Source organism: Sorangium sp. So ce375, assembly GCF_051473855.1.
Taxonomy (GTDB): domain Bacteria; phylum Myxococcota_A; class Polyangia; order Polyangiales; family Polyangiaceae; genus Sorangium.
This window is the reverse complement of record NZ_CP150335.1, coordinates 9,990,049-10,005,622: the sequence shown is the minus strand read 5'-3', so window position 1 is coordinate 10,005,622 and position 15,574 is coordinate 9,990,049. Positions and strand designations below refer to the sequence as shown.

Genomic DNA, 15,574 nt, shown 5'->3' with positions numbered 1-15,574 from the left:
AACCCGGCGGCGATCCGACGGAAGGCGCCGGCGGCGCTCCGGTGGAAGAACCCGGCGGCGATCCGTTGGAAGAACCGGATGAACATCCCGCGCCGCTGTGCGAGACGGCAGCTTCATCGCTGATCGCGTGCTTCGCGTTCGAGGGGAGCCCGGACGACGCCTCGCAGCACCACTTCACGCCCGAGCGGGTGCGCAGCGTGGAGTACGCGCCTGGCCGGGCCGGCCAGGCGCTCTTGCTGAAGCAGGGGAGCAAACTCTACTTCCGCCATGACGCCGCGTGGACCGCCCCCGCGATGACCATCGATGTCTGGATCAACCCCGCCTCTCTGCCGGAGAAACGGCGATACACCGTGATCGACAGCGGCGGGAAGCCTTCGCTCTTCCTGCTGCCGGGCGGGCAGATCCGTTGCACCGTGGGCGTCGAGCGAAACGTGCCTTACCCCGTCGTTCCTGGGCAGTGGACGCACATCGCCTGTCTCTCCGATGGCCAGACGCAGAGCCTCTACGTGAACGGCGTCGAGGTCGACCGGAGCCCCTCTGGCCCGGTGATCGCCTCCGGCGAACAGCCCGTCCACATCGGCTCGGACGAGCCCTCCGGGGAAGACGAGTTCAAAGGGCTGCTCGACAGCCTCCGCATCTTCGGTCGGCCGCTCACGCCTCAAGAGATCTGCGCAGCTGCCGGCGCCTGCTGAGCGGCGCGGCCCTTGCGCCCGCCGCACTGGGGGAGGTGGCCCGCGGCTGGGGTGGCCCGCGGGCGGCTCACCGCCATCGCCGCGGGCCGCTCATGGCCGTAGCCAGGCCGCTCATGGCCGTAGCCCCGGGCCGGATCCATGGCCGGTGCCGCTGAGCCACGGGAGAGCCCCAGCGGAATCGGCCAGCGCTGCCGGAAGAGTGCGCTCTTGGTACGAGAACGGAGGTGGGCGGGAAGAAAGCGGGCCGGGATGAGGAGCGAACGCCTCAGAAGGGAGCGTCGCGGAGCTTCTCCTTGTACTCCGCCTTGTACAGATCGTGGCAGGACTTGCAGCTCGCCTTGGCGCCGTCGATGTCGCCCTTCTTGGCCTTCTCGACGCCCTCGTTCGAGATCGCGACCCACTTGTCCATGCCCTTCGGCGGCCTCGCCGCCACGTACTTCAGCGCCTCCGCGATCTTCGCGCCGTCGCCGCTCGTGGTCGCCGACTGCATCACCGACTTCATCCAGCCCTGCATCGGACAGGCCTTCTGTCCTTTTGCACCGCAGCCGAAATCCTTCTTCTCGGCGACGGAGGTGGGGACGTCCGCGGTCCCGCCGGCGGCCCACGCGGCTCCAGCAAAGCCAATGCCGACGCTCATCAACAGGGCACTCATCAGCTTCTTGCTCATCGACATCCGACGTCTCCTGTGGGTAAGGGCAAGCGCAACGAGAGACATTGCAGCTCCAGGGGTGGATGTCAACAGCCACCTTGGTCGCCGAACCAGCTCGCGAGCGCTGCGGAGGCGGAGACGAGGTCGGGGCACAAAAACTTCATCGCGAAGTCCGCCGAGGCGAAGATAACGTCAGGAGAGAAAAACTTCATTCATGATGTCTCCTCCGCGCCGTCTCCGTCCTCGCTCGCACCGTGTGGAACGTCCTGACGCCACGCAGCGAGCGGAGGTCTCGCCCCGCCGGAGAGCGCGCCCCGGGAGCGCCTCTCTGGGCGCGGGCCGCCCGTTCTCCTGGTGGAGCGCGCCCACGGCGGGCGCCGTCGGCGGATTCGGGCGGCGCCGCGAGCAGGGGACATCGCGAGCATCGTCGCGAGCGCTGGCTGAACACCCTGCGACGAACGGGCGCGGCACCCTACCGCGCGACGATGGGTCGGCGCCGCTGCTCACCGAGTTCGCGCCCGCGGTCCCCGGATCCATGTCCACCGGGTGATGGATGGGAGCACGCGGTGAAGCACAGCTTCGTGGCGACGCGCTTCTTCATCGATGCATTGCGTGGAGTACGTCTTTTCCCCGCGCAGGAGGCCTAGAGTAACGATCACGTGGGAGTCTCGAAAAAATCAACAGAAGGGAAGAGCAACCGCAAGGGCGCAAGGGGCGCAAGGGGAAGGCAAGAAAATATCTCGGCTCTGGTCCCTTGCGCCCCTTGCGCCCTTGCGGTTGCTCTCTTTCCCGCATTCCTGCGCTTGGAGCTGGCTTCCTGGCAGATCGGCTGGGCCTCGCAACCCATTGAATTCAGAATACGTACGTTCATCGACATGGCGCGTCGCGACGCGCTCCTCGATTCGCTTCAGGTGCCCTGAGCCGGAGCCGCCGAGCACGCCACCCGTCGGCGCCCCCTCCGGCGCCTGCGCCGCGGCCGTTCGCCCACCACGGACGCCCTGCTCGTGGAGGGCTCCCGCACGCTCGGCGCGCCGTCCGGTCGGCCTGCACACACGCGCGTATCCGTCGAGATACCCTCGTTCGCACCGGCGGGCTGCCAGCGCGCGGAGCCCAGCTCCTCCCCGAACGCACCGGCGTGTTCTTCGAGAGACTCCAGTCCTGACGCGTCGCATCGCGCGCTCGCTTCGATCACGCCGTGGAGGTGAGTCGCCATACCATCCAGGGCCTAGATCCAGACCAGGGGGCCGCGCGCGTGATATCGCTGGATCCACGGCCGTTGATGCGCGTCGGAGAGATCGTCGACGAGCGGTTCCAGATCGAGGGCCTCGCGGGCTCGGGCGGGATGGGGCACGTCTACCGGGCGCGCGATCGGCAGAGCGGCGACACGGTGGCTCTCAAGGTGCTTCGCCGCGCCGGCAAGGGCGAGCTCAGCCGCTTCTCCTGCGAGGTAGAGGCGCTCTCGGCGCTGCGCGTCCCCGGCGTCGTCCGGTACATCGCCCACGGCGTCACGGCGGGCGGCAAGCCGTACCTGGTGATGGAGTGGCTCGCCGGGGAGACGCTCGCCGAGCGCGTCGCGCGGCGAGGGCTCACCCCCGCCGAGAGCGTCGATGTCGTCGCGCGCGTCGCGGAGACGCTCGGCGTCCTCCACGCGCAGGGCGTCGTGCACCGCGATCTCAAGCCGAGCAACCTGCTCCTCGTCGAGGGCCGGCTCGATCGCGCGATGGTGCTCGACTTCGGGATCGCGCGCTTCCGGTTCGACCAGCAGCTCACCATGCCGGGCACCGTCCTCGGGACCCCGGAGTACATGGCGCCCGAGCAGGCGCGCGGCGAGCGGCGCGTCGACGCCCGCGCCGACGTGTTCGCGCTCGGCTGCGTGCTCTTCAAGTGCCTCACCGGGCGCTCCGCCTTCCAGGGCGCCGGGGCGCTCGCCGTGCTGGTCAAGGTGCTGCTCGACGAGCCGCCGCGGCTCCGCGAGGTCCGGCCCGACCTGCCTGACGGGCTCGACGCCCTCGTCGCCAGGATGCTCGCGAAGCAGCCAGGCGGGCGACCCCGCGACGGCGCGGCCGTCGCGGCAGCGCTCCGCGCGATCGAGCTCGGCAGCGATGACGCCGCGTTCGGCGGCCAGCCCGCGGCGCCGGCGCCCGTCCTGGAGCTCACGAGCTGCGAGCGGCGCGTCACCTGCCTCGTGCTCGCGCACGAGCGCTCGGCGCCCGAAGAGCAGACGCGCTCGCAGGAGGAGGAGCAGGCGCGGGCGACGTGCCGCGCCGAAGAGCTCTACGCGCTCGCCGAGCGTCACCAGGGCCAGATCGAGCTCATCGACGCGAGGTCGCCGCTGATCGTGCTGACGAGCGCCGAGGCGGCCACCGATCTCGCCGCGCAGGCCGCGCGGTGCGCGCTCTCGCTGCGCGGGCTGCTCGGCGGCGCGCCGGTCTCGCTCGTGACCGGGCGAGCGGAGCTCACGTCGCGCATCCCGATGGGCGAGCTCATCGATCGGGCGGTGCAGCTCCTGCCGTCGCACGGCGAGCCGGGCGCGGCGGCCGCGGTCCGCATCGACGAGGTGACGGCAGGGCTCCTGGGCGGTCGGTTCGAGACGAGCGGCGAGGGCGCCGAGCGCTTGCTCGTCGGGGCGCGGGACGACCTCAGGCTCACATCCGCGCCGGCCCTGCTCGGAAAGCCGATGGCGTGCTTCGGGCGGGAGCGGGAGCTCGCCGTGCTCAACGCCGAGCTCGAGCGGAGCGTCGAGGAGTCCACCTCGGGCGTGCTGCTGGTGGTCGCGGCGGCCGGGATGGGCAAATCGCGGCTGCGGCAGGAGTTCCTCGAGAAAGTGGCGGCGCGCAACGCGCGAGCGGCCCACCGCGCGCGGGGGGAGGAGGGCGCGGATGGCGCCGACCTCGCGGACGCGGCCCACGTGGAGGTGTGGGTCGGTCAGGGTGATCCGATGAGCTCGGGCTCGGCGTTCGGCCTCCTCTCGCGCGCGCTGCGGAGCGCGATGGGCATCGTCGACGGCGAGCCGCTGGAGGAGCGGCGGCGCAAGGTGAGGGCGCGGGTCGAGCGCCACCCGGCGCTCGACGTCGGGCGCGTCAGCGCCTTCCTTGGCGAGCTCCTGGGCGCGCCGTTCCCGGACGACGACATCCGGGTCGGCGCGGCGCGCCGCAACCGGCTGCTGATGGGCGATCAGCTGCGGCTGTCGTGGGAGGAGTTCATCCGGGCCGAGTGTGCGAGGCAGCCCGTGCTGCTGATCCTCGAGGACCTGCAGTGGGGCGACCTGCCCACCGTGACGATGGTGGAGGCGGCGCTCCGGAGCCTCCGGGACCTGCCGTTCCTGGTGCTCGGGCTGGCCCGACCGGAGGTCCACGAGGCCTTCCCCGGGCTGTCGCAGGGGCGCTTCGGCAACCAGATGATGCTGCCGCCGCTCACGCGGCGCGCGGGCGAGCGGCTTGTGCGCGCCGCGCTCGGCGACGAGGCGAGCGCGGAGCTCGTGGCCACGCTCGTGGATCGGGCCGACGGCAACCCGTTCTACCTGGAAGAGCAGGTCCGCGCGGTGGCGGCCGGCCACGGCGCGGACCTTCCGGAGACGGTGCTGGCGATGGTGCAGGCGCGCATCGAGGCGCTCGACGCCGAGGCGCGGCGCGCGCTGCGGGCGGCGAGCGTCTTCGGCCAGGCGTTCTGGCCGAGCGGGGTGAGCGCGCTGCTCGGCGGCGCCGAGGTGGCGCGCTGGCTCTCGGAGCTGGAGCGGCGCGAGGTGATCCACCGGCGCGGCCCCGGGCGGCTGCGGGGAGAGGTCGAGTACCGCTTCCGCCACGCGCTGGTGCGCGAGGCGGCGTACGGGATGCTGACGGAGGCCGACCGGCGGCTGGGCCACGCGCTGGCGGGCGCATGGCTGGAGGGCGCGGGCGAGCCCGACGCGATGGCGCTCGCGGAGCACTTCGAGCGCGGCGCCGTGCCCGCGCGGGCCGCGGCGGCGTACCTGCGCGCCGCGCAGCACGCCCTGGAGGGCAACGACCTCGGCGCCGTGATCGCGCGGGCCGAGCGCGGGCTCGCCTGCGCGCCGGAGCCCGCGGTGGTGGGCGCGCTCCGGCTGGTCCAGGCCGAGGCGCACGTGTGGCGGGGCGATCTCACGCTGGCCGAGCAGCGGGGGACCGAGGCGGCGCGGCACCTCGCGCCCGGCTCGGCGCCGTGGTTCGCGGCCGTCGTGCAGGTGGTCGCCGCCGCGAGCAAGCTGGGCGGCTTCGACCGCGTGGAGCGGTGGATGGGCGCGGCGATCGTCGCGCCCGCGCTGGAGGGCGCGGGCAGCGCGAGGAGCACGTGCCTCTGCGCGGGCGCCGCGACGCTGGCCTTCGCCGGTCGCCCCGCCGTCGTGGACGCGCTCCTCGCGGCGGTGGAGCGCGCGCTGCGCGACGGGTCCGCGACCGGCGCGGAGGTGGTCGCGGGCCTCCACCAGGCGCGCGCGTTCCGCGCCATGAGCGGGGGCGATCCAAGCGCCTGCGTCACCGGCCTGGAGGCCGCGCTGGCCGCGTTCGAGCAGGTCGGCGACCGGCGCAACGCGTGCATCACCCGCGCGAACCTGGGCTATTCCTACGGGGAGCTCGGCGATTTCGGCGGCGCCGAGGCGGCGCTCCGGTCCGTGCTGGAGGCCACCGAGCGGATGGGGCTCCACGAGGTGGCGGCGGCGGCGCAGGCGAGCCTGGGGCAGGTCCTCGCCTACCGCGGCAGGCTCGCGGAGGCGCGGGCCGTCGAGGAGGCGGCCCTCGCGTCGAGCCAGCGGCTGGGCGACCCGCGCGCCGAGGTGGTGTCGCGCTCGTACCTCGCGAAGATCGCCCTCCTCGCCGGCGATTTCTGCGGAGCGGAGCGCGAGGCGCAGCTCGCGGAGGCGCTGGAGAGCGCGTCGCCGTACCGCGTCGCGGCCATGGCGATCCGCGCGCGGGCGCTGATCGGGCTGGGGCGCGCCGACGAGGCGCTCGAGGCGGCCGGCGAGGCCCTGGCAGCGCTCGAGTCGCTCGGCGGGATCGAGGAGGGCGAGTCGATGATCCGGCTGGTCCACGCGGAGGCGTTCTCCGCGGTCGGCGACGCGGCCAGCGCCGCCGCCGCCATCGCAGCTGCGCGCGACAAGCTGCTCGACCGGGCGGCGAGCGTCCGTGACCCCGAGTGGCGCAGGTGCTTTCTCTCGCACGTTCCGGACAACGCCCGCACCCTGGAGCTTGCGGCGCACTGGGTAGGAGCTGTCGGAGCTGTCGGAGCAGGGCGGAACTGTCGGGACTGAACGTCGTGAGTGCGACGAAGCGTTGAAGCGTTGCTGTCCTACGGCGGAATCCGCGGAGGACATGCAATTTAATAGCTGACAGTCGAGGTGGTTTGCCGTACCCTGATCATTGACGTGGAGAGTTCCCGGCTGTCGCTGGGTTGAGCGACGCGCCGGAGGGCGTGCTGTGATCGGGGAGCGGTGGCGCTCCCCTTGGCTCGCTACCGAGGTCTCATCACGTGAAAACCAGGGCTGTACTTGGGTGTGCAGGCATCCTTCTCGTGGCTACCGGCTGCGTCGCGCCCGAGCAGGCGCCCGAAGCGGGGGATGAAACAGAGGAGCTCGGCTCGAGCGCTGACGAGCTCGCGAGCGGCAATGCGCTGAGCTTCAACGCGCTGAGCTTCAATGCGCTGAGCTTCAACGCGCTGAGCTTCAACGCGCTCAGCCACAACGCGCTGAGCCGGGAGGCGGCCTCCGCGCTGAAGGATCCCGGCGAGCGGGGCGATCTCTTCCGGACGCTCGTGAAGTACACGGTCAGCTGTGCGCTCCGGGAGTCCCAGTCGTTCCGTTTCTCCTGGACCGACCTCTCGGGTGCGACCCACAACGAGGTTTATCCCGGACACCTCGGCCTTGCGCACCGGTGGGACCGGCGCCCGCTCGACGACGAGGGCAAGCAGATGGTCTCCGCGTGCCTCGCGGCCCACACGAACCGTTATGGCGTTTCGGTCCGTGTCTCGATGCGCTCCCGACAGAACCCGCTCCGTTGCGAGGTCGGGGCCGACGAGCTCGACGAGTACCCTCATGTCGAAGGGGCCTTCTGGGGGAACCTCTTCTCGGAGACGCCGTACCTGCGCGCCTGTTACGACGCCACGAACGTCGACGTCTCGCGCTCGGCGAAGCGCGACTGCGCCGCCGGCCACCCCGGCGCGGACGGGGATATCGAGAGCTGTGGGATGATCGAGATCGTCGGGAGCTGCAAGGAGTACTGCGGCAAGCTCGATCGCAAGGAGCAGTTCTACAAGAGCTGCGATGATCCGGACTCGGGCAGGACGCGTTACGTCATCACCACGGCGCTGCGCTGACTCCTGCCCTCCGGAGGCGAGGGGGCATCGGTCATGTCCTCTCCTGGCGACCCTGATCGGAGCCGAGCGAGCGCTCTTCCCTCCTTGGCGCCGGCGGCGTCGCCGGGCGAAGATGCGCGGCCATGGAGATGCATCAGGTCCGGTATTTCCTTGCGGTGACCGAGACCCGCAGTTTCACGCGTGCGGCCGAGCGGTGCGCGGTCTCGCAGCCCGCGCTCACGGCCGCCATCAAGAAGCTCGAGGAAGAGCTGGGCGGGCCGCTCGTCCTGCGCGAGCGCGGCGGCGCCAAGCTCACCGCGCTGGGGCAGCGCGTGCTTCCGCGGCTCCAGCGGCTGCGCGACGAGATGCAGGCCGTGCAGGTGATCGCGGAGAACCACCGGCGCCTCAAGCAGGTGCCGCTCCGGGTGGGCATCCTCTGCACCATCGGGCCTGCGCGGCTCGCGGGCTCGCTGGCGGCGTTCCGCGCGGAGGCGCCGGGGGTGGAGCTGGAGATCGCGGTGACCGTGCAGGGCGAGCTCCTGCGCCGGCTGGAGGAGGCCGAGGTCGACGTCATCGTCTCGAACCTCGGCGACGCTGTCCCCGACTGGTGCGTGGTGGCGCCCCTCTACGAGGAGGGCTACGTCGTGGTCCTCCCGCCCGGCCACCCCCTGGCCGCGCGCGAGGGCGTGCGGCTCGAGGATCTGGACGGCGAGCCCTACCTCGATCGGCTTGCCTGCGAGATGCGCGAGCAGGTCGCGGGCGCGTGCGCCGCGCGGCGCGTGGAGCTGTATGCGGCGTACCGGACCGATCGGGAGGACTGGGTCCAGAGCCTTGTGCACGCGGGGCTGGGTTTTGCCTTCATGCCCGAGCACTCGGTGCTCCTGACGGGCGCGTCGCAGCGCCCGCTCGTCGACCCGGCCCTCCGGCGCACCGTCGCGCTGGTGCGCTCGGGCGATCGCACGCCGGGTCCGGCCTTGCAGCTCTTCTGGGACGCGCTGGTCTCGCGCGCTGCCCGGCCGCGGCCGGTCACCCCTTCGCGGCGATGATGTCGACGCGCTCGATGACGGGCGCCGTGGCGAGCAGCTCCGGCGCCTTTGCCATGAGCGCGGCCGCGATGCGGCCCTCGAGGTGCTCCTTGCGCCCCACCTCGTCCGCGAAGGTGTCGAAGATGCCGAACGTCGACGGCCCGATGCGCAGCGCGAACCAGTGCACCGTCCGCGGCTCCTCGGCGGCGAGGCCGACGGCGGAGCGGAGGAGCGCCTCGACCTCGGCCTCCTTGCCGGGCTTGGCCTCGATGCGGGCCAGGAGGGAGAGCGTCACGGCGTTCGTGGAAGCAGCGGTCATGGGATCCTCCTCTTCGGCGGCGCACGGCGCGCCGCGCTTCGGTGAGGAGAGTTGTAACGACGCGCGGCCGGGGGACCATTCGATGTTCTGGATGGATCCATAAGCGCCGTGGATGGGGCTTGCCCCGATCCCGCGCGAGCCGCCACCGGACGCCGCTGCGTGTGGCGGATGCGGCAGGGGGTGATGCACCCTCTCACAGGATAACACAAGCGCCCAGGCGCTGTGTTGCGTCCATGCTTTACACGGCTGGGTCGATGGTCAGGTGATCCTGGGTGCTGGGTAAACCGACCTGCCTCGACAGCGCTCTGCACGCGCGAAGCGCGATCCGCGCAGGCCGAGAGTCATGTACGATAGGCTTTTATGCAGCGTCGAGCGCGCGTGGTGGCCGCGGACGGGCGGAGCGTTGAGCCGACCACCGGTGGCGACAAGTGCAACGGCGGCGATGCGTGGCATGGCTCGGAGGAATGGATCCGGTGGGGCTCTGCTTTGGGCGTTAAGCAGGGCTCGGTCGAACGGGTTCGGTGGACCCTAAGTGTATGTGAATTCGATGATGTATCAGAGAGGGAGGGGTTTGAATATGAGAAATTTTCTTTCGGTCTCAGGCTTCGTTGGTCTGCTGTTGACGGCCGTTGTCCTTAGCGGTGCCTGCTCCTCTCCCGTCGATGAGTCCGAAGTCGGCTCTGCGGGACAGGCAGTCATCACTTCCGTCGAGCCGCCTTCTGGAGAGGCCGCAGGGCCGTACGGGCACATTCTCGCACTAAACCGCAGCGTACTCGGATTCGATGCCCTTCCGTCGCCCGACAACGAAGCCAATGGAGCGTACTTTACTGCTCAGTGCGGCTGCGTTTCGCTCGTTAGCGAGGGGGCGCTTATTAGCATGAATCGTTACGAGCATGGCGATCCCAAGGTGACGTTTTCCAATGTTCTGGAAGAGGGTACCCACTCATATCAAGCTGTTTACACTCCCCTTGTGGACGCCTCTCGTTGCAGTGGACCGTGGGCTTGCCCGAACCCGTTTGCCGCAGTCGTCAAGTACATTTCGGGCCCCGTTAAGGTGACCGTACAGATTACAGCCGCCCCTCACAAGACTTACCCGAACCGATGCAAGAGTTGCCCCTCTTGGTGTGACCCCTCGCACCCGGAGCACAACAAGATGACGAGTAAGTTGCCGAACAGATGTTATGGCGCCGGCAAGCACCGCTGCGGAGATGCTTGGTCGTGTACCTTCGTGAAGGAGTCCGGTACACATCTCGGATGCTGGAGTCTGGATGAAGGTGAACCGAACCCTGCGGGGCTATACCAAATTATTCGACACATTGAGGGTTGGAACACGTGCGATCCGTGGTCAGAGGCCGTGGGGGGGAGCGCAAGTTGGTACGCCGATCATCTCGGCAACAGCGTCCTCTGTCCCTCCACGGTGGCTACGGATACGAGCACGCTGCTCTGCTGCTACCCGGGGAGCGGATGCTTGTGATCAACCCCAATCCTTCGCTGCCAGACCATGCGGACGGGAGCGCCTAACCCTGCGCGGCTGTTGACAAGCGTGGTCGGTCGCTCTTAGGGATTTCTCACACGCTTGCAGCAGACCGCAACGTTAGCCGGATAGAGCAAGAGGCAGGCAGGGCTGGAGGTCGCCACCGGCGGCGATCCGAGCCACGCCCCGGCACGGTGCGCGTCCCAGGGGACGGGGGTCGACGCCGAGATCCCCAGCGTAAGGATGTATCGCAGGCTCTGATTTGGCCCGCACCCCTTCCGCTGCATGAACGTCCCCACGCCCGACCCCGGTGCGCGGCCAGGCCTGCGAGACCACATCCCCCCGTTCCCGACGCGCGCTCCCGACGGGGACGTCATCGATGAAAAGCTCGAGGCCTTCCGCGAACCTTCGAGCCCTCGCAGCCGCAGGGCCTCCGCCACCGCAGCCGAGCGCGCCGGAACCACAGCCGGCCGAGCCGCAGTCGATTCCAGACCGTGTTCGAGTTCTGCTCGAGCTCTGCGGCGATCTCCGCGATCGTGTATCCCTGCGCCGCGAGGGCGAGGACGGCTCGAAACCTTGGGTCGACTCGTCTCAGATCGTGCAGAGCTTTCCGGGCCTCGACCTGTTCGAGCGGCGCAGGGGTGTGGTCCTGGTGGAGACTTCCGGCGCTCGGCACGAGGACCTCGTACCGCCGGTGCGCGCGCGTTACGTAATGGGAAGCATGCCGCCAGCTGATGCCGACGATCCATCGCTTCAAGGCCACGGCGTCCGGGACCCCCGGCCGCGGCTGGAATCGCCCGGTACGTATGCTCTGCCATGCTCCGAGCAGCACCTCCTGGACGATATCGGCGCGATCCCTGCTCGGCACGCGCCAGCGCTGCAATATATCGTTGATGGTCGCCACGTGCCGGGTGATGGAGTCGATATCCAGCGCGATGGCTTCGTGCGGCGCGGTCACTCCTGCGCCTGGAGCGACCCGTGGCGCTCGCAGCGCACCCGCCGGAGCAGCGCGTCGCGCTCCGCGGCGTGCTCTCCGCGACCACGACGCTCGCGGTGCTCGTGCAGCAGACGGCACGCCGCGAGCTGTCCCTCGGCGGTCCCGAGCTCGAGCATCGCCCGCGCGCGCTCGATCCTCGGGTCGATCCGAGTGTGCTCCGCGCCGGCGCCTCCCCGGGACGACATCGCAACAGCGGCGGATATCGCGCGGGATGTCGTCGGGCTGCCCTGATGGGCGGATGCGGCGGCGGCCGTGACGGCCTCTCGCCTGATCGCGCTCGCGGATCGACCCGGCTCCGCGCCGCGCGCGTCACCAGGCGCCGCCGGGATCTCGAGCGCAGTCTGCGCGCGTCCCGTGGCTGCGCGCAGGGGCGCTTCGGCGAAACCAAAACCAGCCGCTGGGCCGGGCCAGGCGGCGCCCGCCCCGAGCACGAGCCCAGCTGCCGCTGTTACATGCAGCCTGAGCCGGCGAAGCCCGCGCAAGGCGTCGTGAAGCCAGGCGCCGGAGAAGAAGGGCACCACGCACGGCGCCGCGGCCTCCCCGCGCCGGTGCCGCTCTGCTTGCCAGCGCGCCCTCTCCTGCTCGACCTTGTCCCACGCGGCGGCGAGCCGTGACTTGACGGTGTTCTCCGAGAGCGCGTGCGCCCCGGCGATCTCGGCGAGCGTCCGGCCCAGGAGCTCGTGCTCGATGAACACCGTGCGACGTGCGTCGTCGAGCTTGTCGATGAAGCGCCAGAGGACGGCAGCCCGCTGGCGGGCCATCACGGCGGCTTCTGGACCCGGCCGCTCGTCCGAAAGATCCTCGTCCTGGAGCGGCGCGACCACCTCGTCCCGGCGGCGCGATCGCCGCCGGCTGGTGCGCGCCTCGTTTCTGACGATCTGGGCCACATACGCTGCGGCGTCCGTCGCCACGTCGATGTGCGCGCGGTTCTCCAGGATGCGAAGCCACGCCTGCTGGACGACGTCGTCGACGTCCTGAGCCGGCACGCGCATGGCGCGCGCGAGCCGGCGGAAGCGATCGGAGCCAAGCGGACAAGGGGCTGCGACGCCCAGGCTCGGCGAGGTGCTCACGTCCATGCACGTCCAGATGCTTCAGCCGCGAAAACAGGTGACCCAATCGACCTGCGCGACGAAGAACGGTGCGCGAAGGTGCGTCCACACCAGGATGACGGCCGGGCGACGCCTCGACGGAAACCATTACGAAGGCGCCGTCGGATTCGTTTCGCAAAAGTGCAGCGTTCGGCGTGCACGCGCCGTTGCTGGGCTGGCGGCATCCTCGGTACAGTGCGCCGCGTGACGCGCTGGCGCTCGGTCGTGGGCGGGATCTGTCTTGTCGGCGCGCTGGGCAGCGGCATCGGGCTCGCGCGCGCCGCGCCGGGGCCTGCGGGGCCCGTGGCGGCGGGGAGCGCGGGGGTGATGGAGGCGCACCAGCAGGCCCGGCGTGCCTTCGGCGCGCGGCGGTGGGCCGGAGCGGAGGCGAGCTTCGAGGCCGTCCTGGCGGCGCCCGAAGCCGCTGGCATGACCGCGGTGCAGCGGGCCGAGGTGCTTGGTTATCTCGGGCTCTGCGAGCTGGAGCAGGGCAAGCACCGGGAGGCCGCCGAGCACCTGGGGCAGAGCCTCGAGCAGGACGCCGCCCTGAATCGCGCGCTCCTCGACAGGTTCACGCGTGCGTTCAACAGGGCCGTCGAGCGCGTCGGGAGGATCTACGTGGCGGCCTCCCCGCCGGACGCCGAGATCCTCTTGGACGGGGAGCCCATCGGCACGGGCGCCACGGTCCACGAGCTGTTCGTCGCGCCGGGCGCGTACACGCTCCGGGCTCGCCTGTCGGGGCACGGGGAGGGCTCGCAGCGGGTCGAGGTCGATGCGGGGAAGACGGTCAGCGCGGCGCTGCAGCTCGCGCGCGCGGCCGACGCGCCTGCGCGCGCGCCGGATCCGGGTGCGAGCAAGAGCGCACCGGTCAAGCCGGCGGCGGCCTCGGCCGCGCCTGCGGCGGCGCCGGGGCCATGGGCGTCATGGCCGGGGACGCTGCGGATCACGGGCATCGCGGTCGCGACGGCCGCCGTGTCGGCGGGGGCGGTCTTCATGGTCCGGGCGAGCCGCCTCGACGGGGATCTCGGCGAGCGCATCGACGGCCTCCACCGCGATCCGGCGTGGACCTCGGGCGCGTGCCGCGAAGCGCCGCAGCCCTCGGCGTGCCCGGAGCTCCACGGGATGCGGGTGCAGCGCGATCGGTCCGGCGCCGTCGGGACCGCCCTGGTCGCGACGGGGGCCGTGGTCGGCGCGGTGACCGCCGCGTCCTTCTTCGTGGACCTCTCGTCTCTGCGATCGACGCCGGCGCGGACAGGGTTCCGTCTCGTCCCGGCGATGGCGCCGCAGCAGGTCGGGGTGGTGGCGCTGGGGGTATGGTGACGGCCATGGAGACCGGCATGGAAGGCCAGGCGGCGAGCGTGAACGTGAGGTGGGCCAGGGCGGTGCGTAGGGCCTCGGCGTTGCTCGCAATCGCCGGGCTGTGCGCGTGCGGCGCGAGCGTGGTCTCGGGGTGCAGCATGTACGGGGGCGACTACTGCTGGGAGGAGCAGACGTGCGACGAGCCTTCCCCCCCGGCGCCGCCGCCCCCGGCCTCGCAGTGCGATGGCGTTCCAGGAGAGGCGCCGGCGCTGGACGGTTGCGGGGTGTTCGTGCGCGCGGATGGCGACGACCGCGACCCGGGCACGCGGAAGCGCCCCGTGAGGACATTGCAGCGCGCGATCGTGCTCGCCGCGAGCGGACGCAGCGACGGCGAGGCGCCGACCCGGCGCGTGTACGCGTGCGGCGAGACGTTCGAGGAGGCGGTCGTGCTGCCCTCGGGCGTGGACCTCTGGGGAGGGCGCCGCTGCGCCGACGGGGACTGGTTGTTCGGGGGGCACGACCAGCTGACGACCGTCGCCCCGGGGCCGGGGGCGGTCCCGGTCCGGGTCCTCGACGGGGGAGGGGCGACGTCGACGATGTTCGGGGTCCGGGTCGTGGCCGCCGAGGGATCGGCGAGCGACGGGAAGTCGTCGATCGGGATGATCCTGAGCCAGGGGGCGAAGGTCCGGGTGGTGGAGAGCCAGGTCCACGCGGCCGACGGGAAGGACGGGGAGCCGGGGGAAGACGCCCCGCGCCTCCGGGCGAAGGACGGGGAGTACGGGGAGGACGGGGGGAATGCGTGCACGGTAAACGTCGCGATGGGCGCGCCCCCCGTGGTCACCGAGTGCGAGGGGGGCATCGAGTCCATCGGCGGACAGGGAGGGGATGGGCACGTCGAGGAAGGTGGCGACGGCCAGCCGGGCGCGCCTTCCTCGGCGGAGAATCCGGTGGCGTCCGGCAAGGGGGGGCTCGGCGCGGGCAGCGGGGACTGCGAGGCCGGAACGGCGGGCGCGAACGGCGAGCCCGGGCGGCACGGCCCTGGTGCGAGCGGCGTTGGCAGCCTCGACGTGACCGGGTGGGTGGGCGTTCGAGGCGTCGATGGCGCCCCCGGCGGCATCGGCCGGGGCGGCGGGGGCGGCGGCGGGAGTCGATCGCGGGTCGACATGATCCAGTGCCGTGCCGGGGCACCTCAGGGCGGTGCTGCCGGCGGCTCCGGAGGCAGCGGCGGCTGTGGTGGAAAGGCGGGCCAGGGAGGGGGCTACGGGGGCTCGAGCCTCGGGATCGTGGCGCTGGGGGGCGCCGAGATCACGGTCGAGACCAGTACCCTGGTGACCGGCCGAGGTGGCAATGGCGGGGCCGGCGGGACAGGCCAACTGGGTGGCAGGGGCGCGGCGGGTGGCAATGGTGGGAAGTATCTAGACCATATGGCTTGGCAGGCATGCGACGGGGGGACAGGAGGCAAGGGCGGCAATGGTGGCAACGGCGGGGGCGGCCTGGGTGGGCACTCGATCGGCGTCGCCACCGTCGGCGTCACCCACGTGAGCTTTGAACAAGGTGCGGCGCTCAGGTTCGCAGCTTCTGGCAATGGCGGCCCCGGGGGGGGTGTCGTCGAGGACGAGAGCAACGGTAGGCACGGTGAATCCGCCGCCTGGTTTATGTTCCCTGGCGGGGCTCAGGCCGAGGAGCCACCGCGATGAACGTCCCATCGCGCGGGGCGCAACGTCGAGAGAG

The 15,574-nt window shown here is 71.3% G+C and carries 11 protein-coding genes; 6 read left to right on the top strand and 5 right to left on the bottom strand.

What is annotated here, in order from left to right:
• Positions 1-65: 65 nt before the first annotated feature.
• The gene (locus WME90_RS37360) at positions 66-692 is read left to right on the top strand and encodes a LamG domain-containing protein (RefSeq protein ID WP_437276848.1); all 627 of its coding nucleotides are present in this window, start codon (positions 66-68) and stop codon (positions 690-692) included.
• Between the two features lie 265 nt (positions 693-957).
• Here WME90_RS37360 and WME90_RS37355 read toward each other — a convergent pair whose 3' ends face one another.
• On the bottom strand, positions 958-1,365 hold the full coding sequence (locus tag WME90_RS37355) for a hypothetical protein (protein ID WP_437276847.1): 408 nt from the start codon (positions 1,363-1,365) through the stop codon (positions 958-960).
• A gap of 62 nt (positions 1,366-1,427) precedes the next feature.
• Complete coding sequence (locus WME90_RS37350; protein ID WP_437276846.1) at positions 1,428-1,553, bottom strand: hypothetical protein; 126 nt, start codon at positions 1,551-1,553, stop codon at positions 1,428-1,430.
• Positions 1,554-2,620: 1,067 nt separating this feature from the next.
• Here WME90_RS37350 and WME90_RS37345 point away from each other — a divergent pair.
• From WME90_RS37345 to WME90_RS37335, 3 genes are all read left to right on the top strand, one after another.
• A complete protein-coding gene (locus tag WME90_RS37345) occupies positions 2,621-6,601 on the top strand; it encodes a serine/threonine-protein kinase (protein ID WP_437283711.1) in 3,981 nt (1,326 codons plus the stop codon).
• Between the two features lie 260 nt (positions 6,602-6,861).
• A complete protein-coding gene (locus tag WME90_RS37340; protein WP_437276845.1) occupies positions 6,862-7,662 on the top strand; it encodes a hypothetical protein in 801 nt (266 codons plus the stop codon).
• 122 nt (positions 7,663-7,784) lie between these two features.
• Positions 7,785-8,687 (top strand): LysR family transcriptional regulator, encoded by a 903-nt coding sequence (locus WME90_RS37335; protein ID WP_437276844.1) that lies wholly within the window; start codon positions 7,785-7,787, stop codon positions 8,685-8,687.
• Here the strand turns inward: WME90_RS37335 and WME90_RS37330 are convergent.
• The 3 genes from WME90_RS37330 to WME90_RS37320 all read right to left on the bottom strand — a co-directional run bounded on the left by WME90_RS37330 (position 8,668) and on the right by WME90_RS37320 (position 12,532).
• A complete protein-coding gene (locus WME90_RS37330) occupies positions 8,668-8,985 on the bottom strand; it encodes a putative quinol monooxygenase (RefSeq protein WP_437276843.1) in 318 nt (105 codons plus the stop codon). The two genes, WME90_RS37335 and WME90_RS37330, sit on opposite strands and share 20 nt — an antisense overlap.
• A 1,847-nt stretch (positions 8,986-10,832) precedes the next feature.
• Entirely contained in the window at positions 10,833-11,417 is a 585-nt protein-coding gene (locus WME90_RS37325) for an RNA polymerase sigma factor (protein WP_437276842.1), read from the bottom strand.
• Positions 11,414-12,532 carry an RNA polymerase sigma factor gene (locus tag WME90_RS37320; RefSeq protein WP_437276841.1) on the bottom strand — a complete coding sequence of 373 codons (1,119 nt, stop codon included), beginning with the start codon at positions 12,530-12,532 and terminating at the stop codon, positions 11,414-11,416. The genes WME90_RS37325 and WME90_RS37320 overlap by 4 nt, the downstream gene beginning before the upstream one ends.
• Before the next feature lie 216 nt (positions 12,533-12,748).
• Here WME90_RS37320 and WME90_RS37315 point away from each other — a divergent pair, with 216 nt between their 5' ends.
• Positions 12,749-13,864, top strand: coding sequence for a PEGA domain-containing protein (locus WME90_RS37315; protein ID WP_437276840.1), 1,116 nt, complete (start codon positions 12,749-12,751; stop codon positions 13,862-13,864).
• Between the two features lie 5 nt (positions 13,865-13,869).
• Positions 13,870-15,540, top strand: a complete 1,671-nt coding sequence (locus tag WME90_RS37310) for a hypothetical protein (RefSeq protein WP_437276839.1) — start codon at positions 13,870-13,872, stop codon at positions 15,538-15,540.
• Positions 15,541-15,574: the final 34 nt, after the last annotated feature.